This window comes from Enterococcus sp. DIV1096b, from assembly GCF_050498765.1.
Taxonomy (GTDB): domain Bacteria; phylum Bacillota; class Bacilli; order Lactobacillales; family Enterococcaceae; genus Enterococcus_D; species Enterococcus_D entomosocium.
The window spans coordinates 776520-803014 of record NZ_JBMHEK010000001.1 but is presented as its reverse complement, the minus strand read 5'-3'; the positions used below and the strand labels follow the sequence as shown (position 1 = coordinate 803014).

The following is a 26495-nucleotide window of genomic DNA, read 5'->3' as shown; positions in this document are numbered from 1 at the left end:
CCTATTTAGATCCTTCTTTTACTTTGCACACACAGTTGTCTTCATTATTTACAAGTAATTGTTGAATAGATTTCATAAATTCTACAACAAATTCTTCCCTCAACGAATAATGGTGCCATTGTCCTTTTTTACTTACACAAACAACACCTGCTTTTTCTAGTACTTTCATATGATGAGAGAGTGTAGGTTGTGTAAAATCAAAATATTCAAGTAAATCACATGCACATAAACTGCCGCAAGAAAGCACATCTACTATTTTCATACGATTTGGATCCGCTAGAGATTTTAATACTAATGAAAGAGATTCATAATTCATTCTTTCGATCCTCCTTATATAGATGGTTGTCTATATACAATATAGACAACCATCTATATAAGGTCAAGTTGTTTACTCATAATTTCTAAGTAAAAAGGAATTAATAGCATAGTTATTGCTCTTACTATAGGTTAATTTAGCATAGAAAAAGTGTCCAATAATATCCAATCTTGAACGATTTTATAATATATAGCAATCAAAGAGAGCTCATAAACTCTTAAGTTTCTGACATCATTCAAGATATGTAATTATCATCATAAACTTAATTTTTAATTGAACAGTGAATAATTTATGAGTTTGTGGATACAAAAATAGAATAATACATATCAATTATAGTATTTAAAAAGAGTGTTCAGTAATTAGTCATTTTCTGAACACTCTTTTTAACAATTGCATCATACACATTCTATTTTTTTGAATTCTAATTTGCTCAACATATCTGGCTGCAAAGAACGGTTTATATATTCCAATCGGCAAATAGACCAACAGGGTAAACTCTACTGTCCTACTAAGAATTTGTAATATGCCGGAATTAAATTTAAATCAGATTAAAACACTGACTGACTTAAACAATTTAATTACGCGTCGACACACTTATTAGGTACTATCAAAATTTGGCTGCAAGTAATTAGTAAATAAAAAACCTCTTGAACATGTAAGAGGTTTTTACTAGTTATTTATTTTATACTATTCATGTTTCACTCATTAAAAAAACTAGAAACTACCATAATACGGAAATGAAATAATAAGATAGGACAATCAATATGAACAGCAGTAACATTAAACTTACATACAACCAATTTTTTTGGAATAGTTGGGTTCTTTATCTATCCTTTTTCCTGCAACCCATTTCCATAGATCAAAGTTATTCATATTCTCAGATTCTAGTTGAATAATGTCCGATATACCGAGCTCCGCCCACATAACTTACACGTTCTACATGACCAATGTACATATGAGTTGAGTATACAGCTGGAGGATATTGTCCAGGAGGAAATAATATACTGAACTTAAAACCTGAACACGAGATTGGATACCAACTTGCTCCTCAAATCCTATCGTTATTGATACTAGGAAATCATATATAACTCATTTTACTTGCTTCATTAATTGCGTTCATTATATAAAAGAGGGACAAAAACTTTTAAGTTTATGACACCATTAAGGGTTTGTCCAAATACTCATAAAACTATTTTTTTAATAAATAATCTTTTGATGACAAGTTTACGAAAACAAAAAGAGCATCCAGCAATTAGTCATTTTCTGAATAGACTTAGTTTTTACATCACAATAATTTGAATTTATGACACATTAAAAATCATAGAAGGTTTGGATTTCATTTTCAGGTCATACCCACATAACTCCTTAAAATAATTCTTATAATCATTCTGAACTATTCGAATGATATCCTTACTGGTAAAGTTCTCGAATGATACCAACTGGATCAATAAAGTTAGCTTAGCATCAATACCTAATATTTCAGGGAAAACATCCCAAAATGAATCTTTGGGAACACCATCAATTAATTGATTCAATTTTTCGAACTGCTCCTCCATATAACGGCTCAACGCATTTCGTTCTTTTCCTTTTTTTAAGTGACTGTTGAAAATATTCCATATATTCTTCTTTTTTTTATTAATTTCGTCATTATTTTCTTCCTCATCCACTTTATTTGAAGATTAGGTCCACACTACAGAAAGGAACCATTTCTAGTATATTTTAATTAATGCATTTTTCATTTTTTCTGATGCTTAAAATCATTTTATACTATGGTTACACCAAGTGAGAAAACATCTTCGCTAACGGTTCTTGATCTAAGTAACGCATAGTTTCAAGCATGTGCTCTGCAATTTTTCTTCCTTTTACTTCCTCTCCTCGCTTCATAAGTAACAGTCCTTCAAAGAATTTATAAACTGTTCTGTGGAAAAATTCTCTATAATCGGTTGATAACAGATCTAATTGTGCAAGTAAAACTTCTGTATACTGATATTGTTCTTTCTTAAAGGTGTACTCTAATAAATTTATTAACAAAGTACAATAAATTTCTCGACCATTATCAAGCAGAACATAATATTCTAATAAATTAGAAACTCTTTTGAAAAAAATAAAGATGAGTTCATCTTCTAAAAAGTCCAGTGTATTAGCAAAAAGTAAGATTTCATGTAGCGTCCAACTTTCAACATCTACCAGATAAGAAGCAATAACCTGACGATCACATTCCAGAACTACTCCAGCATGATAAGTTCCAAACTTTTTAAAATGCGTTAAAATTCTTATACGTGATCTTACTTCTGCAATTCTAATATTGTTCAATTTTCCTGTTTTTTTTTTCAAATCTTCTAACAAGAGATTTAGACCAGAAATATCTTGTTTATTTGCCAATCTTTGATAAATATGATTGTAATTATTTTTTTCGTTCAATTGATAATCATTTGCAATAAATAAGAATTCATCAATATCCATTGAAAGCTTATCTAGGATTTGAATAAGTATATTGGAAGCTATTTGATGTTTTCCTTTTTCAAATTCAATAGCATAGGACTTAGATATGATATCTCCATAAACTTCTTTTTGACTAAATCCTTTCTTTAAACGAATTTTTCTGATCGTCTCACCGTACATAAATAGTACCCCCTCTTTTACATAACCTTCAATAAACCATCTTCTGAATAGAATCAGTTGATTTTAAGTTTTAATTGCTATTTAAATTATTTATTCAAGTTAAAGTCATGATCTTTAAATTAATTCAGTGAAAAACTTCTAGCGTCTTGAATTTCACAGTTTTGCCTCTTTTGTTTTGAATACAAAGCGCACTACTATACATATAAATATAATACCAATAAAACTAAAAATAGTTGAAATCTTACTATTTTCTCCTGTTTTAGGAAATCTATTAGCATTGATATTTACTTTATCTTCTAGAACTTTAATTTCTCCTTTTTTAACAGAACTAGCCGTTTTCGTCACAGATGTTGCTTCCTTATTGGCTCCTTGACCAATAACCTCTGATGTGTTTTTTGCTGTCTTAATAGAGAGGTTCGTTTCTTCTGGTTTTGGTTCTGTTTCTTTCGTTCCTTCTAGTTCTTGTGTAGGAGTTGGAATTACGGGAGTTGTTTCTTCCGGTTTTGGCTCTGTTTCTTTCGTTTCCTCTGGTTCTTGTGTAGGAGTTGGAATTACGGGAGTTGTTTCTTCCGGTTTTGGCTCTGTTTCTTTCGTTTCCTCTGGTTCTTGTGTAGGGATTGGAACTACGGGAGTTGTTTCTTCTGGTTTTGGTTCTGTTTCTTTCGTTCCCTCTGGTTCTTGTGTAGGGATTGGAGTTACGGGAGTTGTTTCTTCCGGTTTTGGCTCTGTTTCTTTCGTTTCCTCTGGTTCTTGTGTAGGGATTGGAGTTACGGGAGTTGTTTCTTCCGGTTTTGGCTCTGTTTCTTTCGTTCCTTCTGGTTCTTGTGTAGGGATTGGAATTACGGGAGTTGTTTCTTCTGGTTTTGGTTCTGTTTCTTTCGTTCCCTCTGGTTCTTCTTTGAAAAGAAGAATGCCCTTTTCACCGGTAAGGCTATTAAACCATGTGCCACCATCATTTGACCACATGGTTCCATCATCATCAATTGCATGGTATTCATCTTTTACTGTGACGTGATACCCGTTTATTGTATCTGCCGAAACAGGTACTACAACCCCTATACTGCTAATTGCAACTGCTGTTAATCCAATAAAAAGTTTTTTCATTTTGTTTTCCTCCATTAAATTGATCGTTAAAAACTCGTATTTACACGAAACTAAGTAATATTAAAGTAATGATCATAACTATCCATTTCACTTATTTGCTCCTCACAGCTTTTATTAGAATTTAAAATTCCACTTCATTATAGTTTGATTTAATGAATATAGAAAAAAAGTCTTAAATATACGACTTTATTTCTTTTGTTAACTGAAATGACGTAAGATACACTTGTATAAATATAAGAATAAGAGAATCAATCCTTTGGAAAAGGCTAGTCAATACAACCAAGAGTTGTTAATGCCTACATGCATTGCAGTTTTATACTCTATTATATAGAAGCTGATTAAAAGTAAGATTGAACGTGTTCGTTTGATATGATTTATGCCGACCAAGCTTTAAATTATATTTTGAAATGATAATAGTTTATACTTACAACAGTTATTTCATATTAAATTGTCTTAAACTGATCCGATTAATTTTCCTCACTTAATATTTTTACAAAAAACGAATTCTATTTTATACCACATTAGGAGCTGAATCATATGAACAGATTATTACACAGAGATTTAGAGACAAAAAAAATTTTCATTGGGACCTTCATCGTAATACTTGGAATAGTCGGACTATTATGGGGACCATCAATAGTCAGTATTCTTGCACTGACAGTCACAGGTTTTATTGCTTTTCGCTATGTTTATGGGCCGGGTAGTATAAAGTCCCTTTTTTCTAAACCCACTGCACCAATTAAAAACTTCCTTCTGTACTTCTTTTTAAATCTGATTTTGAGTTTCATTGTCTCTGTGATATTAGAACATGTATTGAAATGGGATCTCAAAGGAAATTCTGCTACAGAAGCTGTTCAGCCCTTACTTTTTCTTATTTTACCAATAATGATATTGGGTGAAGAACTCTTTTCTGTTTTCATTTTATCCATTTTCTCTAGCAAATTTCGTCTTCCGATTGCAAGCTTATTGTCAGCGATCATATTTGGGCTAATACATTATTCCACTTATGATAATGGTAATATTATCCATACATTAGGTCATATCTTATTGATACAAGGAGCGGCAAGGATTCTCTTTAACCAAGCTGCAATTAAAAGTAATTCTATACTTACCAGTTATGCAGTTCATTTAATATTTGATCTCACTGCTATTTTGTTAGCTTTTTATTTTGGTTAATATTCATACTAGCTAGCCTAATTAGGGTTGGCTTTTTTTGTTTCGTCGGATTACTGAGTAACTTGCTTATACTTAACCCAAAAAGATTAATATTTTTATTGTTTTTTATTTTTATCTCTATACTTTTCTTAGTTTCATCATATAAAAAGGTGTGATGATGTTGAAGAAAAATTCATCTTTTATTCTATTCTCTATAACCATAATCATTGCTATCTCTTACTTGTTTCTTTCTTATACTGGTTTAAACACTAACGTTTTATCTGTATTCGGAACTGTTTGGAATTTCTTGTTATCAGCTTTAGCGGGGTATTTCTTATTGAAGACTGAGTTTTTATCTCAGTTTAAACATTTCAGTATCAAAGTTTTACTTTGGGGAATACCATTAGTTCTGATTTCTGGCTTCTTCTTTTCTTGGATGTATGTTCATTTTTTCGGTCAAACCACATCTAATTCTATTTATGGAACCATCTCATGGACAATGTATTTTTTACAAATACCCTTTATGCTTTTGGGGGAAGAATTGGTAAGTACAAATATTCTTTTATCTCTTCAAAAAAGAGGAATATCTTTTTTCTGGTCTACAATTATTTGTAGCTTCCTATTTTCTATGTGGCACATCACTTCATATGGTTTTCATCCACTACAATTAGTAATGACTTTGATGCCTGCAAGACTTGCTCTAAATTATATTTGGAAGAAATCTAATAGTGTATGGATTAGCTGGATTTGTCATTTCGTATATGATTCTTTTGGATTTTTAAGTTTCCTTATAAAATAAAAATGGTTCTTCGACATTTAGTGTTGGTAGAGAAAGATACAACTGAAAATTTAGTCATAATCAGTTAGGCAGAGTGCTTAACTGGTTTTTATTTTACTTGGAAGATCAAGCCTTGAATGAGATAAATTCTTGCTCGAAAGTTGTGGGAATTTCGATAACCGTAGGCTACTCGTTTTATCACTTTTATCTTATTGTTTATTCTTCTCTCACAAAATGGCAAGTTATGATTCTCTAACTATTTCCCCACAGTATTTCTGTAAATTCCGATTTTCAAATGTGGTTTTGAGCATGCGGTTATAAATATGAGGTCAGAAACTTTTAAGTTTTTGACCCCATCCATTGTTTGTCCTAATACTCATAAATCTAAATTTAATTGAACAATGATTTAGTTACGAGTTTATGAACACAAAAATAAAGTAATACCTATCAATTATGGTATCTAAAAAGAGTGTCCAGAAATTCGTCATTTTCTGAACACTCTTTCTTTTTTAATGATTAGCTTTTTTACGTATTTTACCTACTACAAATGCAAGAGTAACTAATAAGGCTCCAGCAGCTGTCATAATTCCTTGTCCATAGGTCTGTTCTCCTGTTTTTGGCAAATGATTATTTGAATTGTCATTGTTCTTCGAATTATGCGATTTAGTGCTATACACGTACACTACTTCTTGCACTGCGTCGCTGAAAGTGCCGGAAGCATTATTCGGTGTTTCTGCGACATACCATCCTGGAATCTCTTTAGGATCACTATCATAAGGCAACCCCACTTTTCCACTTAGGATCGTTGGTTCTGCTAGTTGATTCCCTTCGGAATCTTTGTGTTTTACGGTAACAGGTGCTGCATCGCTACGTTCATACACATACACCACTTCTTGGGCTTCTTTTGTAAAGGTACCAGATGCATTATTCGGTGTTTCTGCGACATACCATCCTGGAATCTCTTTAGGATCACTATCATAAGGCAACCCCACTTTTCCACTTAGGATCGTTGGTTCTGCTAGTTGATTCCCTTCGGAATCTTTGTGTTTTACGGTAACAGGTGCTGCATCGCTACGTTCATACACATACACCACTTCTTGGGCTTCTTTTGTAAAGGTACCAGATGCATTATTCGGTGTTTCTGCGACATACCATCCTGGAATCTCTTTAGGATCACTATCATAAGGCAACCCCACTTTTCCACTTAGGATCGTTGGTTCTGCTAGTTGATTCCCTTCGGAATCTTTGTGTTTTACGGTAACAGGTGCTGCATCGCTACGTTCATACACATACACCACTTCTTGAGCTTCTTTTGTAAAGGTACCAGATGCATTATTCGGTGTTTCTGCGACATACCATCCTGGAATCTCTTTAGGATCACTATCATAAGGCAACCCCACTTTTCCACTTAGGATCGTTGGTTCTGCTAGTTGATTCCCTTCGGAATCTTTGTGTTTTACGGTAACAGGTGCTGCATCGCTACGTTCATACACATACACCACTTCTTGGGCTTCTTTTGTAAAGGTACCAGATGCATTATTCGGTGTTTCTGCGACATACCATCCTGGAATCTCTTTAGGATCACTATCATAAGGCAACCCCACTTTTCCACTTAGGATCGTTGGTTCTGCTAGTTGATTCCCTTCGGAATCTTTGTGTTTTACGGTAACAGGTGCCGCATCACTGCGTTCATACAGGTAAATCACTTCTTGAGCTTCTCCGCTAAATGTACCTGTCGCATTATTTGGTGTTTCTCTTACGTACCATCCAGAGATTTCTTTTGGTTCTGTAATAAAGGCTGCCCCAATATCTCCGTTCAGAACCACAGCTTCTGCTAATGGTTTCTCTGTCTCAAAATCAAGATAATGAACAGTAACGGGTTCAGGGCTTCGACGTTCCCAAACATAGGTTCCAGGTTTACTCCCATCATATTGGTCCATGAATTCCTCAGAACTAGCAAATCTAACAGTTAGCTCTTCTGAATCCAGTATCCATCCACCGGTATAAATACTAGATGACGTAACTGTAAATAAATTAGCACTTGCAGAAAACACCGACTTTTCTCCCAAAGTAATAGAAGACAAATTACGCGTTCCTCTAAACATGTCTCGCATATTCGTTACATTGGACGTGTCCCATGAACTAAGATCTAATGAAGATAACGAAGTCGAACTAAACATACTCCACATATTGGTAACATTTGAAACATCCCACGTGCTGACATCTAATTGGTTGAGTCTTATCGCAAGATTAAACATGTAGTTTGTGTCAGTTACTTTAGATGTATCCCATAAGCTTACATCTAACGAACGCAAGTTCTCGGTATTATAAAACATCCAGCCCATATTGGTGACATTTGACGTATCCCACAAACTGACATCCAATGCAGTCAAACTACGAGCTCCTGAGAACAGATTTCCCATATCAGTGACACTAGAGGTATTCCATGAGCTGACATCTAAGGCAGTCAAACTACGAGTCCCCATAAACATGGATCGCATGCTTGTAACACTTGAGGTATCCCAGGAGCTGACATCTAAAGTCGTTAAACTACTCGAATTAGCAAACATAGAGCGCATATCTGTGACACTTGACGTATCCCAAGAGCTGACATCTAAGGCGGTGATACCAGTGCCCATATTCGAAAACATGGCAGCCATGTTGGTGACTCTTGACGTATCCCATGAACTGACATCTACATTAGAAAGATTTTCAGCACGGAGAAACATATTACTCATATTTGTTACTTTTGACGTATCCCATGAACTGACATCAAGAAATGATAATTCACGGGCATTATGGAACATGTTGCTCATGTTCGTTACTTTTGACGTATCCCATGAACTAACATCAACAGAGGATAAGGCTGTTGTACCATTGAACATGTTGCTCATGTTCATTACGTTTGACGTATCCCATGAACTAACATCAACAGAGGATAAGATTGGTGTATTATTGAACATGCTACTCATGTTAGTCACATTGGATGTATCCCATGAACTGACATTAAGAGATGATAACTCACGTGCACTAGTGAACATACTACTCATGTTCGTCACGTTGGATGTGTCCCACGTACTAAGGTCTACTGTTTTCAAACTCTCTGCACGGTGAAACATATTACTCATATTCGTTACATTTGACACATCAAAATTGGCAGCTGAATCGATTTCAGCCAATCGATTCGTGTTTCTGAATAACCCTGAACTATCACTAGGTAGTACTACGATTCCTTTAACAACAATCTTCTCTACCTGAGTATACTGTGAACTCCAAGGTGCTTGTAACGATCTTCCGGCAACTCCTGCTTCTAAAGTGATTGTTTTTGTGGCTTCATCCCAACTCCAAGGAACTTCCCCCCAAGTGTCTGAGTCAGTTTTCTCCATTAGTTTCTCTTCATTTTCCTCATTTTTTTGTTCGATGGTATCCGATGAATCCAAAAAATCAGGATCATTTTCCTCAGAGTTGGTGGCTTCGTGGCTATTTTCAGGCTTTTTCTCATCTGAATCAGAAAGAACAGGTGAAGAGTCTTCGCTTGCATTTTCATCCTTACTGTTTTCTGAATTAATAGGATCATTCTCATTACTTAGCTCATTTTTAGGGGGTGATTCGTCTCTTTCCATATCCTCACTTTCTTGGTCTCCTTCTCCTAGTCGTTCCTTTTCCTGCAGTGGTTTTTCCATTCCTTCTGCCACTGCTATAAGAGGATGACCTAACGTCATCATTCCAACTACTAGTATAATACCTAATTTTTTCAACATAATAAAACTCCTCTTCTTCTACTCAGATTCACAATTTCTATGAATGTAGATATCACTTCTTTAGTATTTAATTTCCAAATAAAGCTTAGGTTCAAGCACTACTATTCTCATCTATAATTGCTCAACAAATCACATTAAGTCAGTTGGATTGCTGGAGATACCGCCAGGCCAACTAACTTCTTATAATAGTCCCTACTGACCTTTTATGTTTGTTCAAGCAAAAATCCTTCATTAGGAATTGCATAAAAGCGCGTCCAAAAAAAAATCGAGATTCACTAAAGATGAAATTTTCAAGAAATTACGAGTAATTGTTATACAGATGGTGGCCGATCGCCGGATAACTAATCGTCAGTTATTGATAATAGCGTTTTTCTTTAGGGTATTTTAAAGCATCTTATTCAATAAATGAAAATTATCCTTACCGTTGTGATTAATTTACAATTCAATCTCGATAGTAAAAAATTATTGTGTTTAAGTAGTTCCCTTAGAAACTAAATGTTAACTTACATTTAAAGTGTTTGGTTATATTTATTGGTAATATTAACAATTATTCCTCTTATTAGCTTACAATGGAATCGTGTAAATAAGTAATCAAATTTTTCGTCTCTCTAAGAAATATTTGAAAGAAAGCGATTGCAAATCGATGTCTACTAAGGAATTAAAAAATCTAAAAATTCCCTTTAATGAGAACTTTGCATATTTTCTACTGACGCTTTAGTTGGAAATATAATAGAAAAAAATGATAGACTAACTGAGGCAATGTTCTCTATAGTTTATGGATCTGAAGAATCACAAATAAATTTACAGTTCATTTCCCTTTAAGACTTACAATATATAGTTCTCTAGCACGGTTATATTATGATTTAATCAGTAAGCGAATAACGCCCAGTCACCAATTAGATCTCTTACAAGATTTTTTGGATTAAGTAGAAGACTCAGTTTTTTCAGCTCCTACTCAGGTCTGTAGAAACTGTTTTCTTCATTCTTGATCGATGGGAAGATTGTCGTTGTTTCCCCACCTAAAAAAATGTTTTGCGAATGGAAATATACTATCATATACCATTATTAAAATAAAATAGGAATATTATATAGCTCATAATCACTCATAGCTTATCTATTGTCTATATTAGGAACTAATTACTATTAAATCACTCAAAAAAGTCAATGATATTTTTTTAAAAAAATTCTATTACTAGAGCATACTCCGTTGTCCTCTGAAAAAGAAACTTTCTGACCACAAAAAAAATAGTCTTCATAACCATAAATCTAAAATTTTAAATGAACAATGATTTTTTTCCGAGTTTATGATCACAAAAATAGAGTAGTACATATCAATTGTAGTATCTAAAAAGAGTGGTAGAAGTTGATTTGTATCATTTCGTAAAAACAAAGATTCATATTTTGAATTATAAAAATAGGCAAAATTTCATTTATTATTTATGGTGATTTCTTATTTAACTGAAATCTAACTTTCTAAATGCCTTGACGCTAATGAAGTAGCTAATTATAAAGAAAACTAATCCCGCACCTAACATAGCATTTGGCATTTGATCCCATGTCAAGTTAATAAAATGAATGTAGGAATCTGCCATCATATATACGCCCGTTATAATAACGGTTATCCAAAATGGTGGTTTTCCTACATTTTTGAATACTGTATAAGATAAACTATAGTAAAGGGCTGTCTGAAACAAGGTAAATCCCAATACAATTTTTACGACAGTTAAAAATGGCACTTGAGCAAATAACCAGTTTAATCCATCTAGATCAAGGCTGAAATTGATATTATATTCTACTCAACGAAGAAATTCGTTGTCATGTAAAAAATGTAACTCACTCCAATGGCCATGAGGTTAACAATGATAAAACTTATATATCTGATATCCACATTTTGCTTTCTCGAAATAGGAAAGCTCAACTGTAATTTCGTATTTTTTCTTTCTGCCACTTCCATACCGTTAAAGTTAATAAAGCTTGGTACTAACCATAAAAGAATGCCTGTTGCAATGGTTGTCCATCCAAGTGAAACGGCAATGGCTACGCACCCTAGGACAATTAAGTACATCCATGTAGTTTCTATTGGCAGATTATAAAATCGGTATTGTAATAGACCAATTGTTTTACTTTTTCTCATTGTGACTCTCCTCTAATAATAATCAGCATTATTTCTTCAATGGTTGCCTTATCCATGATCAAATCTTTATACTTTTTTTCTACGACGCTTTTGTTATGGACTAACACGTCAATTTGAAAATCTCGCTTTTTATAAGCCACGACATCATATTTATCTATGTCGGAAAATTTTGATACTGGGCAACGTAGTATGCCATATTCGTAAGTTAGTACGTCTTTTGCTTTTGACAGAATAATTTCACCGTCATGAATGAAAGTAATGGTATTCGCAATTTTTTCTAAATCACTAGTAATATGTGATGAAAACAAGACCGATTTGTGACCGTCACTCACAAAATCTAAAATAATATCCAGAACTTCGTCTCGAACAATTGGATCAAGGCCACCTGTAACCTCATCCAAAATAAGTAATTTGGGGTGGTGGGATAGTGCTACAGCTAACGCCAATTTCATTGTCATACCTCGTGAAAATGTGACGATTTTCGCCTTATAAGATAACTTGAAGTTTTTAAGATATTCTTGATATAAGTTGTCATCCCAATCGGTGTATACATTTCTCATAACACTGGCAATTTTTTTTGGTGTCATGCGTGGCCCAAAACTTTCTACATCGAAGACTACGCCGATACTGTCTCTTAAGTATGAATTCTCATCGGTAGCATCTTGACCAAACAGTTTGATATTACCTGAGCTTTTAATGAGTGTCCCTAAAATACAGCCGAGTGTAGTGGTTTTTCCTGCACCATTCTCGCCAATGAACCCCATAATTTCGCATGTTACCAAGGAAAAGTTTACGTTTTTAAGTGCGAATTCTGATTTTGAATAGGACTTCTTTAGTCCATTAATTTCTATTAGTTTTGTCATTCTTATTCGTCTCCTAGATAAAAAATATCGATCAAACTTTTCAATCTTTCAATGCCTATGCCATTTTGACGGGCAATATCAGTTACTTCTAGTAGGAAGCTTTCAAGTTTCCGCTGTTGTTCTTCCTTTATCACGTCTTTGTTTTGGACAGCAACAAAACTGCCTCGTCCAACAGCACTCTCGATAAATCCGTCACGTTGTAAATCTTCATATGCGCGTGGAACGGTAATAACACTCACATGTAGTGACTTGGCAAAAGCACGCATTGATGGCATTGAATCGCCTGTTTTTAATTTTCCTGTCATAATGTGTTCTTTGATTTGTGCTGTGATTTGTTCGTAAATTGGTTTGTCTCCAGATGTTGAGATAATAATTTCCATATGGTTTACTCCCTACCTTGCCCGTCGACGAGGCATCCTTTTGTGCTTGTTCAACAAGTACAATTTCGTTCTATTGTATATTTCAAGAATGAGATATGAATCTTATAGAGAAGTTAGTTATTCACGTTCAAACAAAAACCAGCCAATATTTATAGGCTGGTGCGGTGGCAAAAGGATACTTTTTTATTATTGCGTTTCCCTCTTTACATGATTCTATGTCTAAAAACCTTAAAACCTCCTTTTTAATTGATCTATTTGAAATGTGTTAAAGAATTCATAAACTCCTTTGGTAAGAATCACATGAACCTATGCTAGTTATTCAACGAATTTTGATTTCTTCCTCTATCTCAATAGATATTCTTAAATTCATAAATCTGTTCATATCTCTTCTTCTCTTTCCTCTAAAATTAGGACGTTATTACACGCTACCAATCAATCACCTTTTAAACTTATTTGATTTCTTTTTCTTCAGGTATATTCGATAGCCATCCCACCTTCGCACTTCGTGTGGGATTCTTCGATTAGTCATGATCTCTTTGCCTTATTTAAAGGCAAAGATTGTCCTTGATCAATGTGCCATTGTGCCACTTGGAACCACTGATTCAGGCAAGTCGAATCTAGCATCCAATGTCCATAGTGACTCAAGTGGATATTTAATGCTGTCCAATTCTTACAGCACTATCCAATTAAGAACAAAACAGTTCCTCTACTATAGAGCTTTGATGGGGAGCTGTATGTGTTCACGATAAAATGTAGACTAGGGCGTGCGGATAAAAACATGAGTCAGAAACTTTTAAGTTTTTGACCACAGTTGCTTATAGTATTTTACACAACGAAATTTGATCCACTCGTTTATTATTAATTTGAATCACTAATTGCTTTTTCTGAATAAAAAGGTAGAGTGTTAAAGCAGTCTACCTATCAATTAAGAATGTGATATACTGATAAGGAAACTTGTTGTCCTTCAGGTGTAGTATTGTTCGGTCGTGGTGACCCCAACAACTTTACAATTTCTTTTTGAAACGTTGGTTGTAAGGAGGTCTGCCAATGAATTACAGTGGAATGGGAAAGGTTACGTTCTAAATAGAATGTTGCAAAATATTCTAGTAATCCTAACGATCATTAACTTGATCTTAGAGATTGCGAACAAAATAAAAAGCTTAAAGGACTGATCCTTTAAGCTAACCTCATTACTACTGCCGTAACAGTTCTGTAAAAGGTACTACCAATACCTTTTACCTACACCTGAAGTATAACAAGTTTTTTTGTGTACGTCAAAGCTAACTTCTTCCGAGACTGGACTCAAAAACTATCATGTTGACCACATCCAACATTTGTCCTAATACTCATAAATCTAAATATTAATTGAACAATGATTTAGTTATGAGTTTATGAACACAAAAATAAAGCAATACATATCAATTATGGTATTTAAAAAGAGTGTCCAGAAATTAGTGGCTTTCTGAACACGATATTTTTAATGAAAGCAAAAAAATCACTTCATTATTTCTAAGCGATTTTTTTGGGGAATCATATATTTACAGTTTGTGCCATTTAAAATTTAAAAAATTTGCTAATTAAAAAGAAAAGTGACAAGTAGCCTTAGAAGAGTGAAAAATATACTTTGAAACTAAAGGAACAGTCACGAGCATAACATCTATTGTCCACTTTTTTTTATATCTAACTGATCTTAACTAACTTAGCTGTTGAAGGAGCTTGCAATGAACAATAAAAAAGAACAAAAGCTTTTTTAAGCTGCTGATATTTCAAAAAATTCTTATAAAATTCATATCTCGTTTTTTATGAATATATCCTTATAAAGAAATATATATCCTAAAAAGAAGGGAATTCTACATGTTGGCTCCTAAAAAAGAGTGCTCAAAATTATTATTTTTGAACACTCTACTACAGTTTCTGTTTAAATTTTTTACTAGGAATTCACACACCGCTTATATAACATTGAAAATTATCGAAAAATTTGGCGCCATACTAAGATCATATCCGCAAAGTTCTTTGAAATAGGAGCAGTAATCATTCTCAACGATTCGGATAATCTCTTTATCTGAAAATTCTTCACAGACAATCAACTCCGCAACTATCCCAAATTTGGCATCAATCCCTAAAAATTCTGACCAAACGTGCCAGAATTTTTCCGGAGTAATTTGTGCGATCAATGTCTCTAATCGTTGTACTAGAGTTTGCAAATAGATCTTCAGGTCTTTATCGTCTCTTTTTTCCGCTTCATCAAAAGCGATCTGAAATCCCTTTAAGTATGTTTCTGTTGTTAGAAATTCTACCATTATTCTTTCCTTCTCGTAATATTTATTTTGAAACGACTTCCATCGTTTCAGTCACCCCTTAGGGCTATTCCTCATTAAATAACTTTTAAACCTTGGCTTTCTTTTGTTAGGCGCTCCAATCTATCAACGGACTCAATTGGTATTTCGCCCATATTCAATTGCGTGCCTTCGGAAAACATTTCATAAGAACATACTCGGTTTCAAAGGCATAATCCAATAGGCATAGCCAATAATTTGTTACGATCAAAGTAGTTTGTTTATCATTCGAATGTTTTCATGTTAATGCTAGAAGAGAAATAATCAGTATGTTGTAGTGAGTTCCAAAAAGTTTCAAGTCCTACAGCCGAGAGCCGATTGGACGACCAAAGATTCCCCTTTTAAAGAAACAGAACGTGTATGATCACCTAGTAATAATATCTCTGCAAAGGCCAACCATCTCCTAGTAGAGATAAAAAAGAAAAAATGATGAAATAGTGCTTGTATTTTTTCCCTTATTCATCTTTGACTAATTGCCCGGTACGGCACTCAATTCCCACGTGAGTGTTGTTTGATAGGAAGTCGCTCTTGGGTTTGCCGTTGGTGGAACTTCCAGTACAATACTTTCTCCAGCATTTTCTCTGTCACCAAAGCGATAGACCCAAGTGCCAAGACCTTGATCATTATGTGCGGTTAAAAGCGTCATCTTTTCTTCTGGAACTAAAGGAACGCCATCTTGATGATTCACTTCGGGTTCCCCCATTTGTTGGACAGAGGCCACTTGTTGGTTCGTTAATAACAAGCGTGCACCCTTAAGCTCATGTTCTTGAAGGTTCGTAAACTGATTATTTTGTGTAACTGCTAATTGCCAACCATTACGTTCATTTTCATGCCGGCGATCACTGATCTGCACATAGTTTGGTCGTTCTTCGGCGTTATTGTTAGTCCCGTCAGCACTCAATAAACGTTGAGGTTGTGCATAATACCTCTTCATTTGAGTAGAAATAGTTTGTTGTCCAAACGTAAATTGAGAAGCAAAATCAATACTTAAAGAGCCTTGATCGTTTGGAATTTGTGGGGGATTTTCTGGATCAACCTCATTTTCTGGCGCTAATGGATCCACAGGTGAAACAGGATCTTTCAAATACCGAAAAATTAGTAATTGTTCTTGTTCTGTAAATCGACCTGAAAGATTAGTCGGAACTTCTTGAATAGTATAACCTTCAATCGCTTTTTCTTCGATTTGAAAAGGTGCACGTACCCCACCAGTTATCACCAGAGGAGCAGCTACTTCATGATTTTGAGTATCTCTGTATTGAACAGTTACCGTTCCTACTGATTGCCACTTATAAGTTCCGGGATTAGTACCATCATACTCCCGCCAAAAATCAGTTGGCGAAGATGTAATGTACGGGTCCGGAGTTATCTCTGATTGATTCAAATAATAGACCCAATTTCCAGTGTGGTTACCCAAAGAAGGGGGGGCAGGCATAGTTGGCAGAGGCATTAAGTGATCAAAACGAGATCTTATTCCCAGATGAATGGTAGAAAGGTTTGTCGCACCAAAAAACAAGATTGTCGCGCGGTCCACATTTGATGTATCCCAGGTTGAGAGATCTAACTCGGTCAGACTACTAGCATTTTGGAACATAGAATCCATGAGAGCAACATTACTCGTATTCCAATTCGAGACATCTAACTTGGTCAAGCTACTAGCCTCTCGGAACATCGTACTCATAGTAATAACATTACTCGTATCCCAGTTCGAGAGATCTAACTCGGTTAAACTACTAGCTAGTTCGAACATCCCGTTCATATGAATAACATTACTTGTATCCCAGTTTGAAACATCTAACTCCGTCAGATTACTAGCATTACTGAACATCCAAGCCATATAAGTAACATTACTCGTATCCCAATTTGAGACATCTAACTGTATCAAATTACTAGCCCAACTGAATGCCCAAGCCATATTAGCAACATTACTCGTATCCCAGTTTGAGACATCTAACTCCGTCAGTCTAATAGCTTGATGGAACATTGAATGCATATCAGTAACACTAGATGTATCCCAGTTTGAAACATCTAACTCCGTCAGTCTAGTAGTTAGCATGAACATCCCAGTCATTTTAGCAACATTTGATGTATCAAAATTACCCGCCTGATCAATGATCTCGAGATTTGATAATTCTGAAAATAAATACGACGAATCTGACGGTAATACCACTCGTCCTTCGACCACAATCTTTGAAACATCAGTATGAGTTTTCCAAGGGGCTGAATCCACTGATCCTGCTGTTCCACCACTCAACGTAATTGTTCGAGTGGCTTCTTCCCATAACCATTCAACGATTCCCCAAGATCCTGTCGCATTCCTTATATCGGTAGTTGGATTCAGTTCGCCTTCCTTATTCGTATTAGTTTCGTCGAGAACTGTTTTCTTGTCTGTCATTTGCTCTTTTTCCGATTCATTTGTTTCCGGTACCTCCGCGTTTTTCGACGGTTCTAAACTCTCAATTTCCTGTAGGTCTTCCCACTCAGGTGTTTTTTGCTCTGATTCATCCGTTGATTGTGTTGCAGTTTCTTCTATATTTTTGTCCGTAGGTAGTTTTTCGATTGCGACAACTGGTTGTAGAGTGACATTGAACAGAAAGACTGACAGACTTATTACGATTGTCATTTTTTTAACACTATTCATCCTTTTTCTCACTCCCTTTCGTCTAAACGTTTTCTACGTAAGAGAAATCGATAGGTTCCTAACATGATCCAGACAACTGCTAAAAATAGAGCACTGATCATCCACCAATTCGGACGATTGTCGATCATGACATCCTCACGGTTTAACTTACGGGCATCGTCGGCATCGATGGTAAACATTCGTGTCCACGACCATTCATTTTCTCCTGACTTAGCTCTTAGTTCCAGTACATAGTTCCCACTGCGGAAACGATCCCCTTCTAAAGAAATCGGAAAGTTGAAGTTCGAATTCGGTGCCATCTGCATCATTTCTTTGCTTGCCTCATAGAGAACGTCACTCTCTCCTGCACGTTTGACTGTGGCCTCCACTTCTAAGCGATTCACAAAAGCCGGTGTGAAGTTTTGCAAGGTCGCACTAATCACATTCCGATAGTTCAACTGATCCGCAAATACATCCAACAATTCTAATACCGGCTGTACAGAATCACCGGTATTACTGACGACGACGCCGACCACATGGGCAAACTCATTCTTGATAGCCACCCCTTCCTCTTCTGGGGCTTCACTTTCTTCCTCATTTTTTACTTCGACGATCCGTAAACCGCCAGCTAAATACCCTTCAAAGGCTTCTTCAGGCATTTCTAGAAGAATCTCTACGACCTTCGTCTCATTTTCTGCTAATGCAATGACCCCTGAAGAGGTCATTAACTCATCCAGAGAATGGACCAGCGTCGGGTCTGCTTCAGGCGCATCTTTGCCATACTCAACGGTTCCTAAAACATTGGTATAAGCGGTATGTGGAGTGATTTGGATCTTGATCGGGTCTACACTAGAATTACCGACTTCCAGCCGCAACGTCTCTTTTTGCCCCGGAGCGAGGCGCAATTCATAATACCCTTTGCTTTCATCCACTTGACTCTCTGGAAAATGCGGGGTGACATACGTATTCAAGGTCGTTTCTTCAGCCTCGACTGAAAACGGAAAGAATACGAAGAATACTGCTAGGAACCAAAAAAAGGTACACAACGATTGTTTGTATCTCATGCATCATAATCCTTTCTAAAAAAGCAGCGCTACAGAGACCTGTAACGCTGCCAGTACCTAAAGTACAACAGTAACGGAATCGAATTCGTTATTAAAAGACGATGCCAGGAAGTTCGTTGTCAGGCGTTTGTTCCAATTTCCATGTTAAAGTAGAGCGATACGTTACTGCATCTTTCGCCGTCGTTCCTGGAACGAATAATTGTATGGCGGCGTTTTCTACGACGGCTGCGCCCGCTTCAACCTGTTTGTCTAGGGCTACTTGATTCCCCCAAGTAGCGGTCGAAGTCCCACCTCCTTTTTTAGCAGCGGCAGTCATAATCGGTACAGCATCATTATTTGGAATCAGTTCTAACCCATTGGCGTGAATGGTCGGTTCCTGTTCCGCATCATTGACACTGTATCGAAGTTGAGGATCGAATAACTTGATTTGTGCCCCTTTTAACACATTGTTTTTCGTGTCTTTTGCTTCAAATTCAGACAAGCTCACGCTTAGTTTCCATCCCTCATTGGTTCCGCGCGTATCTTGGACTTGTACAAAACTTACATAAGGCACCTTGTTTGTGTCACCAGTCGTTCCTGCTTTTTGTTGTCTCTCAGCGACCATGTTGTAATGCTTATCCGAAGACGAGATAATTTGTGAACCAAAGTTCATCGTTGGTACATAAGCAATGGTTAAGGGACCGTTGTTTTCTCCATCCGGACCGACAACTGGCGGGATCTCAACTTCTGGCCCGTCTGGATCCAATTCAACGTTTGGCGCATCATTATTCGGAGTAAACGTGATCTGCCCATTCGTAGTGATTTGTCTTACTTCACCTGTTTTCTCTGTTTCTTCTGCTTCTTCTGCAAAAACGCGGATGCCTCCGGCAAAGATTGTTGTGGATAGTGCAACTACAGTGGTTAAACGGATAAATTTCAAACTTCATTCCCTTCTTTCATTCCAATAATTTTTGTACTGCTTTTTTCTTTTCTCCCCTACAGCCAATGAAACGCCGACCACTAGGAGAATGCCGATCCATCCGACAAATGCCCCTTCGATCATATTTGTTTGGGGTAACGAGCCGCCTGGACTTTGCGGGCTGGTGCTAGGGGGGGGATCAGGCGGGCCGATCGGTTCATAGGCCCCGGTAAATCCAACAGATCCTTCTGACTCAACGGATTGGACCTGTCCCCCATAGACGTACAGTGGAAACTGTAGTGCAAAAAGTACTGCGAAAATACAAAACAAACGGCCAACCGCTTTCTGCATCTTCCCTCCTCCTTTTACTAGTTGTCTCAAAACTCTTGATTTTTGGTCTGAATCAAAATCTTTTCATTCAAGTGAGGACAGTAATAAACGCTCAATGAAATGAAACTTCAAAGTGATTGACGCCGTCTTGATCCACCGTCAAACTGATTTGCGCCTGCAGCGTTTCTGTAATGGCTTTGGCAATGGCTAAACCTAACCCATAACCACCGTCTTGATGGTTGTGAGAAGGATCCCCGCGGTAGAAGCGATCAAAGACATAGGAAATTTTTTCTTCTGGGATCGGACAACCACTGTTAGACACTTGCAGCACCGTTATTCGTTGGTGTTTAACGAGTGCCACTGTGACGTTTTCTCCAGCGGGTGTATATTTCAAGGCATTGTCTACCAAAATCATAGTCAATTGACGCAAGACTTGCTCATTGCTTTCAAGGCACACCTGTTTAGTGATCTGTTCCTGATAGTGGATCCCTTTTTCTAGCGCAATGGCCTCCATGCTTTGATAAACACTTTGAACGACTTGACTGGCATCGATCACCGAACACACGACCTCTTGCTCGGCACTTTCGAATTTGGTCAACATCAATAAGCTATTTACTAGCTCATCCATCCGTTCGGAACCTAACTGAATGTTTTCCAGCCATTTCATTTGGCTTTTCAAGGTTTCTTCTGGACTGCCAGCTAATACCTCAGCATTGACTTGAATGATCGCCAGTGGTGTTTTCAATTCATGGGAAGCGTTAGAAATAAACTCTTTTTGTTTGCGCCAAGCCAGTTCCACCGGTCGCAAGGCTCGTTTGGCGACATAAAAACTAGCGATATAAATACTGACTAAAGCTAAGACACCGATGATCAAAAGCGTGGTTCTTAAGTTGCTTAGACTGGTTGTGTAGTCGGTGACATCGAAAAACAGAACTTCATAAAATGGCTCATAATTATTGATACTAGTAGAATATTCCTCTATATAGTCATTACTGATTGAGTAATAACTACTCGAAGTTACTAAAAAGAGCGTATACCGCCAATACCGACCATTCACCTTTACTTCGTTGGGAACTTCACCTTGTTTCGTTGCTGCATCTGCTAATGCTTCATAAAGGTCGCTCTCATCGGTACTTTGGATCTCGCCTTTCACTTGATTAACGTCGACTAGAGCTATATGTCTGAGCTCATTGGTACTATTCGTGATGGTCAACATCATTGGATACTCAGGTTCTGTCAGTGATTGCCGTACTTCCTCTTCATCCAAAGGTACCGCAGCTAAGGTGTTTGCTTCTTGCGAGATCAATGATTGGATCTCGTTTTCAATTTGGGTGGCATTCAAAATATAGATAAAGGTAAAGGCACCTAAGACAATGATTGAGATCAACGCCATATTGAACCATAGCATTTTATTCCGTAATTTTTTTAACATGGCGGCTCCTTGCTCTGCAAAATATACCCCGCATTGCGGATCGTGCGAATGCCGATATCCGCTTCAAGCAGCGTCAGTTTTTTCCGCAGCAAAGACACATAGATTTCAACGCGGTTTTCTTCCACATCGGGATCAAAGCCCCAAATTTTATTGATGATGGTTTCTTTTGATAAAATCACTTTAGGTCTGGCTAAAAATAGCTCCATCAGTTTCATTTCTTTGGGTGACAGCACCACTTGATTGCTAGGCGTGGCTAACTGCAGCTCATTACGATCTAAGCCCACGTTGCCAAAGGCTAACTGGTCTTCTTGATAATCCAAATCTTTTCTTCTGCCTAGCGAACGAATCCGTGCCAGCAACTCTTTCATTTGAAAGGGTTTCGTCAAGTAATCATCTGCCCCTGCATCCAAGCCGAGTACTTTGTCATCGACTTCGCTTTTGGCCGTCAACATAATGATCGGCGTGCGAATATTTTGCTTGCGTAACGTCTTTAGCAATGTGATCCCATCGATTTTTGGCAGCATGATATCCAAAACGAGAATGTCATATACACCACTCGCTGCATAATCTAATCCGGTTTCGCCATCATACGCCAAATCAACGGAATAATGTTGTTTCTTCAATAAGCTGGCAACCGCTTCTGCGATCGATGGCTCATCTTCTACGAATAAGATCCGCATCGGTCAGTCCCCCTTTTACACTCATCATTTCTATTTTCAATCACTTTTCGGTAAGCACAATCATTCCTGTAGGATCATTCCAATTGTTCTCCAATAAAACGTTCTGTTGAAACGATCCGCACGTGTTCGCTGGATTGATGAATCCACATGTGTAGCAACAATGCTACCATACCGCTTAACAAAAAGACAAACAGCTTTTTCCTAAGGTCTTGAAAATTCTCTTGATGACGCATGGGTTTCCTCCTTTTTGCAGGTCATCGACAAATCCGCTCGACTATTCTGGATCAGTAGCCGCTGGGGCTGTCTGATTGCCTAAGCTGATATCGAAGGTGATCGTATCTTCTAACGGTAAAAACTGATTGAACTTGCTCATCCCCACGATTGTCCCGTAGGGTTCTGCTGAATTGACATAACGGACTTGATAGCTGATGTTCGCCCCTTTTGAACGGAATTCATCAAAGAAGAGTTTTTGCAGATCCCCTTCAAGGATCTCGCTTCGACGGTAATCTTTGATATACGGTTGACCTGCCGAATAGACGACTTCAATGCCTTTGTCATCTTTGCTGGTTAAGACGGTCCCGGCGGTCTCACTTTGCGAGATCAATTGTCCATAGGGCAGACTCTGAGTAAACTGCATCCGCATCCGCACAGTGACACCCTCAACAGCGGCCTGGGCATCATCTGGTAAAATCGTTGAAAAGTCTGGTACGGTGACCCCTTTCCCTAGGGAAATCGTTACTTGAAACGCATCCCGTTTCGCGATTTTTTCTTTTGGTGCCACGCTTTGTTCAATGACTTTGCCTTCTTCCACAGTATCCGAAGCCTGTTCTTTGACTTCAAGCTCCAGCTCATGGGCTTTCCCCCATGTTTCTACCTCTGCACGGGTTTTATCACTAAAGTCTGGTACTTCAATATCTTTTTCAAAGGTTTCTTCGCCTTTGGAATAAAAGACTCGTCCGACATCTCGACGATGATAGTTCTCTCGTGAGACTTCTTTATTGGTAAATTCTACTCGAATCGGTGCTTTTTCCTCGATCTCATCGTGGTATTCATCGACGATCGTCAAATTGCTTGCTTGATTTTTTTCGATCCACTCTGCTGCCTCGTCCCTCGTCATTTCCATAAAGTCTGGCAATGCCAATTTCTCTTCTGGATCAGGTCCTTGGCTCACGGTTAGATGCAGAGTGCTTCTTTTTCTGACTCGACTTCTGGCAGCTTCTGCTTGGGCGATCACTTGATTGGCTGGGGCTTCATCATAGGCTGGTGTGACATCAACCGCAAGATCATGTTCCGCTGCCCATTCTCTGACCTCTGAGATCTCTTTGTCCACAAAGTTATCCAACCGGACATACGCCAATTGGAAAAATAAAAAGCCGCTGAGTATAAAGAGTCCAAGCAAGGCAGCTAACCCTAGCAGTCGTTTTTTTCGCCGCTTCTTTTTGAAGGAGGGATCATGTTCGATCCCCTCTTCTAAAGAAGCTGAACCTTTTTCTTTGCGGGAAGCACGGGAAGAAGGTACTTCGGCTGCTGCTGATTCCTTGTCTGGCTGTTTCGGTTCTTCTTCAAACTTCGATAAAAAATCACTCATAGGCCGTCAACGCACCTTTTTTTAAGTAAAAAGTCTGATCTGACTGCTTGGCGATCTCGGTCGAATGGGTCACTACGATGATGCACTTGTTGTGGATCGCCGCTAGTTCTTTAAAAATATCCACGATTTCTTGTTCCATGCCTTCATCCAAATTCCCGGTAGGTTCATCGGCTAAAATGATATCAACGTTGGTCGCTAAAGCACGAGCGATGGCGACCCGCTGCTGTTCCCCACCGGAAAGCTGATTGACGAAACGATCGGCTTTCGTGGAATTGATGCCGATATAGTCCAGCAAACGATACGCAATTTGATCGTGCTGATCCGGGAGTTTGTTGTCTGAAATCGCCATCGAAACAAGGACGTTTTCTAAAGCCGTCAAATAAGGGATCAAGTTGTAACTTTGAAAAATCAGACTGATTTTGTTGCGGCGATATTCTTCATAACCGATCGTTTTGATATTTTTTTCTTCAAAAAACACTTCCCCATCGGTTGGCTGATCCAATGCACTGATCAAGGAAAGAAAAGTGGTCTTTCCTGAGCCTGATTTTCCTAAGATCGTGTAAAATTTGCCTTTTTCAAAGGAGATATTGGTTTTATCTAAAATTTTCCGGCGATTCTCGCCATCTTGGTAGTAATACGTCATGTCTTTTGTTTCTAAAATTGCCATGTTCATCGCTCCTTACAGCATGATTTTTTTCGGATTCAACCGTAAAATATACAACAGCGGCACCACTGCCGAAAGCAAGATCGTCACGATCCCAGTCGCTAAAAAGGCGATCACATAAGATAAGGTATATTGAACGCGAAACGCCTCGTTGATCGTCGCTTGGTCGATTTTCGGTGCCCCCACAAAGAATTGTTCCATCCCTGTCTGGTTTGCCTCTAGCATACTGCTGGTTAACAAAGATTCAGAAACCATCTTGCCCAGCATATTCCCTGTAACCAAGGAGATCAGCATTGCACTGACACCAATCAACAGGAGTTCGAGCACGATTTGTGCAAACACGTATTTCCGTCGTTCCCCTAACGAAAGGTAGATGCCTAACTCATATTTACGATCTCGGGTAAACAAGACAATGATCAAGGAGATAATAATCAAGGAAGCAATCACCGCAATCACTACGACATATGAGGAAATCTGTGATAAGCGATTCATGCTGGTTCCCACACGGTCATACTCATCCGTAGAAGAATTGACCTTATAGCCATTTGGCAAGAGTGGTGTCACCTCTTGTTTGAATTGTTCTGCATCTTCTGGTTGATTCAAAATAAATTGCGGGGTAAAGAAATCCTTATCAGATCCGGGGTCTGTCGCTGGAAATGCCGCTTGATGTCCCGCACGTTCCTCTTCAACAATCGTTTTCACAGCATCATTTGGCATATAGATCCGATTGAAGGGACGATCATCAAAAAAGGACGAACTCGAATTATCATTTTTTTCATTCGCTTTTTCTAAACTGGTGTTTTTAAAGATCCCGACGATTTCAATTGGGTAATCATTGCCTTTTTGTTTCTCTGGATCTCCACCAGATGAATAATCGATAAACTGTCCATCTAATACCATGGTGTCACCAACGGTCAAGCCGTTTTCCTGAGCCACCTCTTCAGAAATCAACCCTACACGTTTTCCGGTACGCTGTTCCTCTTCAGTAAAGAAGCGTCCCTGTGTTAAATTCACCGTATCTTCTTCAAAATCCAACGGTTGTAAGAGATTGGTTCCTGTTAAATAGACCCAAGAATCCATACCTCCAGAAACCATGATATTCTCGTTTTCAACTTCTGGTCTAAAACTATAGGGTTTGAATTTATCAACAGCAATCATTGCTTCTCGCAAATAGTCATACTGTTTGACTTCCGAGCGCTCGCCAATTTGTTTGATCAGCTCCTCCGGCAGCGGCTGAATCTCCTCCATACTTGCGCCGCCCTCACTATTTGCCATCAAGGCTTCATAGTCGATATCGATCGTTGCGAGGGAACCTAATTGGTTTTTGATCTGCTTTTCGACATTTTGAGTCGACTGATTGACCGCAATTGCGCCAGCGATCACATTTCCTAAAATTAGAATAACAGCAAACAATATTGCAGATTTTCCTCGCTTTCTCGTCACACTCAGCCATGCCCGTTTCATATAATTCAATTGCCAACATCCTCTCTTTTTTTCTCTAACAAAAGCATACTGGATGAACCTTTAGCGAACCTGTCATTTGATGATTCTTTTGTCGAATTATACAAAATAATATAATTAGCTGAGTTTCAAAAGATTGATAACATTACACTTCTTTTTAGTATAATTTTAAAAAAAATTCACCTTGTTTATTCCCTATTCTTAAGTTTGATTTTGCATAACATACATTACACTTAACAATGCTATATATTTTATATCCAACTCAGCTACTTAAAGAGTCATGGAACGAACAAAAAAGGGGCAAAAACTTTT

At 37.5% G+C, this 26495-nt stretch carries 21 protein-coding genes and 1 pseudogene; 2 read left to right on the top strand and 20 right to left on the bottom strand.

What is annotated here, in order from left to right:
* Window position 1: 1 nt before the first annotated feature.
* The 4 genes from IGJ17_RS03715 to IGJ17_RS03700 form a co-directional block, all read right to left on the bottom strand.
* Complete coding sequence (locus IGJ17_RS03715) at window positions 2-316, bottom strand: ArsR/SmtB family transcription factor (protein WP_270277295.1); 315 nt, start codon at window positions 314-316, stop codon at window positions 2-4.
* Between the two features lie 1301 nt (window positions 317-1617).
* Window positions 1618-1983: a DUF7006 family protein gene (locus IGJ17_RS03710; protein WP_429961074.1), complete on the bottom strand. Its 366-nt coding sequence runs from the start codon at window positions 1981-1983 to the stop codon at window positions 1618-1620.
* 106 nt (window positions 1984-2089) lie between these two features.
* The gene (locus tag IGJ17_RS03705) at window positions 2090-2938 is read right to left on the bottom strand and encodes a helix-turn-helix domain-containing protein (RefSeq protein ID WP_086332067.1); all 849 of its coding nucleotides are present in this window, start codon (window positions 2936-2938) and stop codon (window positions 2090-2092) included.
* Between the two features lie 153 nt (window positions 2939-3091).
* Window positions 3092-4042, bottom strand: coding sequence for a hypothetical protein (locus tag IGJ17_RS03700; protein ID WP_429961073.1), 951 nt, complete (start codon window positions 4040-4042; stop codon window positions 3092-3094).
* A gap of 537 nt (window positions 4043-4579) precedes the next feature.
* On the opposite strand from IGJ17_RS03700, the gene IGJ17_RS03695 reads away from it, so the two are divergent.
* A complete protein-coding gene (locus IGJ17_RS03695) occupies window positions 4580-5218 on the top strand; it encodes a CPBP family glutamic-type intramembrane protease (protein ID WP_086332066.1) in 639 nt (212 codons plus the stop codon).
* Between the two features lie 157 nt (window positions 5219-5375).
* Entirely contained in the window at window positions 5376-5996 is a 621-nt protein-coding gene (locus IGJ17_RS03690) for a CPBP family intramembrane glutamic endopeptidase (RefSeq protein ID WP_429947053.1), read from the top strand.
* Between the two features lie 88 nt (window positions 5997-6084).
* On the opposite strand, the pseudogene IGJ17_RS03685 reads toward IGJ17_RS03690, so the two are convergent.
* The 16 genes and pseudogenes from IGJ17_RS03685 to IGJ17_RS03610 form a co-directional block, all read right to left on the bottom strand.
* Window positions 6085-6195: pseudogene (locus IGJ17_RS03685) on the bottom strand (transposase); the annotation flags it as partial.
* Window positions 6196-6484: 289 nt separating this feature from the next.
* The gene (locus IGJ17_RS03680; RefSeq protein WP_429961072.1) at window positions 6485-9736 is read right to left on the bottom strand and encodes a MucBP domain-containing protein; all 3252 of its coding nucleotides are present in this window, start codon (window positions 9734-9736) and stop codon (window positions 6485-6487) included.
* A 1792-nt stretch (window positions 9737-11528) separates the two neighbouring features.
* The gene (locus tag IGJ17_RS03675; protein WP_086332064.1) at window positions 11529-11870 is read right to left on the bottom strand and encodes an ABC-2 transporter permease; all 342 of its coding nucleotides are present in this window, start codon (window positions 11868-11870) and stop codon (window positions 11529-11531) included.
* Window positions 11867-12733, bottom strand: coding sequence for an ABC transporter ATP-binding protein (locus IGJ17_RS03670; protein WP_429961071.1), 867 nt, complete (start codon window positions 12731-12733; stop codon window positions 11867-11869). The genes IGJ17_RS03675 and IGJ17_RS03670 overlap by 4 nt, the downstream gene beginning before the upstream one ends.
* 2 nt (window positions 12734-12735) lie before the next feature.
* Window positions 12736-13113, bottom strand: coding sequence for a GntR family transcriptional regulator (locus tag IGJ17_RS03665; RefSeq protein ID WP_429961070.1), 378 nt, complete (start codon window positions 13111-13113; stop codon window positions 12736-12738).
* Between the two features lie 1949 nt (window positions 13114-15062).
* Entirely contained in the window at window positions 15063-15413 is a 351-nt protein-coding gene (locus IGJ17_RS03660) for a DUF7006 family protein (protein WP_086332061.1), read from the bottom strand.
* A gap of 505 nt (window positions 15414-15918) precedes the next feature.
* Window positions 15919-18087: a BspA family leucine-rich repeat surface protein gene (locus IGJ17_RS03655; protein ID WP_429946531.1), complete on the bottom strand. Its 2169-nt coding sequence runs from the start codon at window positions 18085-18087 to the stop codon at window positions 15919-15921.
* Window positions 18088-18095: 8 nt separating this feature from the next.
* Complete coding sequence (locus IGJ17_RS03650) at window positions 18096-19130, bottom strand: DUF916 and DUF3324 domain-containing protein (protein ID WP_086332059.1); 1035 nt, start codon at window positions 19128-19130, stop codon at window positions 18096-18098.
* A gap of 91 nt (window positions 19131-19221) precedes the next feature.
* Window positions 19222-20049 (bottom strand): WxL domain-containing protein, encoded by an 828-nt coding sequence (locus IGJ17_RS03645; RefSeq protein ID WP_086332058.1) that lies wholly within the window; start codon window positions 20047-20049, stop codon window positions 19222-19224.
* 3 nt (window positions 20050-20052) lie between these two features.
* Window positions 20053-20379, bottom strand: coding sequence for an LPXTG cell wall anchor domain-containing protein (locus tag IGJ17_RS03640; protein WP_139843203.1), 327 nt, complete (start codon window positions 20377-20379; stop codon window positions 20053-20055).
* Between the two features lie 91 nt (window positions 20380-20470).
* Complete coding sequence (locus IGJ17_RS03635; protein WP_086332057.1) at window positions 20471-21790, bottom strand: sensor histidine kinase; 1320 nt, start codon at window positions 21788-21790, stop codon at window positions 20471-20473.
* A complete protein-coding gene (locus IGJ17_RS03630) occupies window positions 21784-22470 on the bottom strand; it encodes a response regulator transcription factor (RefSeq protein ID WP_005233513.1) in 687 nt (228 codons plus the stop codon). Before IGJ17_RS03630 ends, IGJ17_RS03635 begins: the two co-directional genes overlap by 7 nt.
* 74 nt (window positions 22471-22544) lie before the next feature.
* Window positions 22545-22703 carry a hypothetical protein gene (locus IGJ17_RS03625; protein ID WP_005233508.1) on the bottom strand — a complete coding sequence of 53 codons (159 nt, stop codon included), beginning with the start codon at window positions 22701-22703 and terminating at the stop codon, window positions 22545-22547.
* A 41-nt stretch (window positions 22704-22744) separates the two neighbouring features.
* Window positions 22745-24058 carry a PASTA domain-containing protein gene (locus IGJ17_RS03620; protein WP_422705384.1) on the bottom strand — a complete coding sequence of 438 codons (1314 nt, stop codon included), beginning with the start codon at window positions 24056-24058 and terminating at the stop codon, window positions 22745-22747.
* Window positions 24051-24725, bottom strand: coding sequence for an ABC transporter ATP-binding protein (locus tag IGJ17_RS03615; RefSeq protein ID WP_008379303.1), 675 nt, complete (start codon window positions 24723-24725; stop codon window positions 24051-24053). Before IGJ17_RS03615 ends, IGJ17_RS03620 begins: the two co-directional genes overlap by 8 nt.
* Window positions 24726-24737: 12 nt before the next feature.
* Window positions 24738-26186 (bottom strand): ABC transporter permease, encoded by a 1449-nt coding sequence (locus IGJ17_RS03610; protein ID WP_429961624.1) that lies wholly within the window; start codon window positions 26184-26186, stop codon window positions 24738-24740.
* Window positions 26187-26495 lie beyond the last annotated feature (309 nt).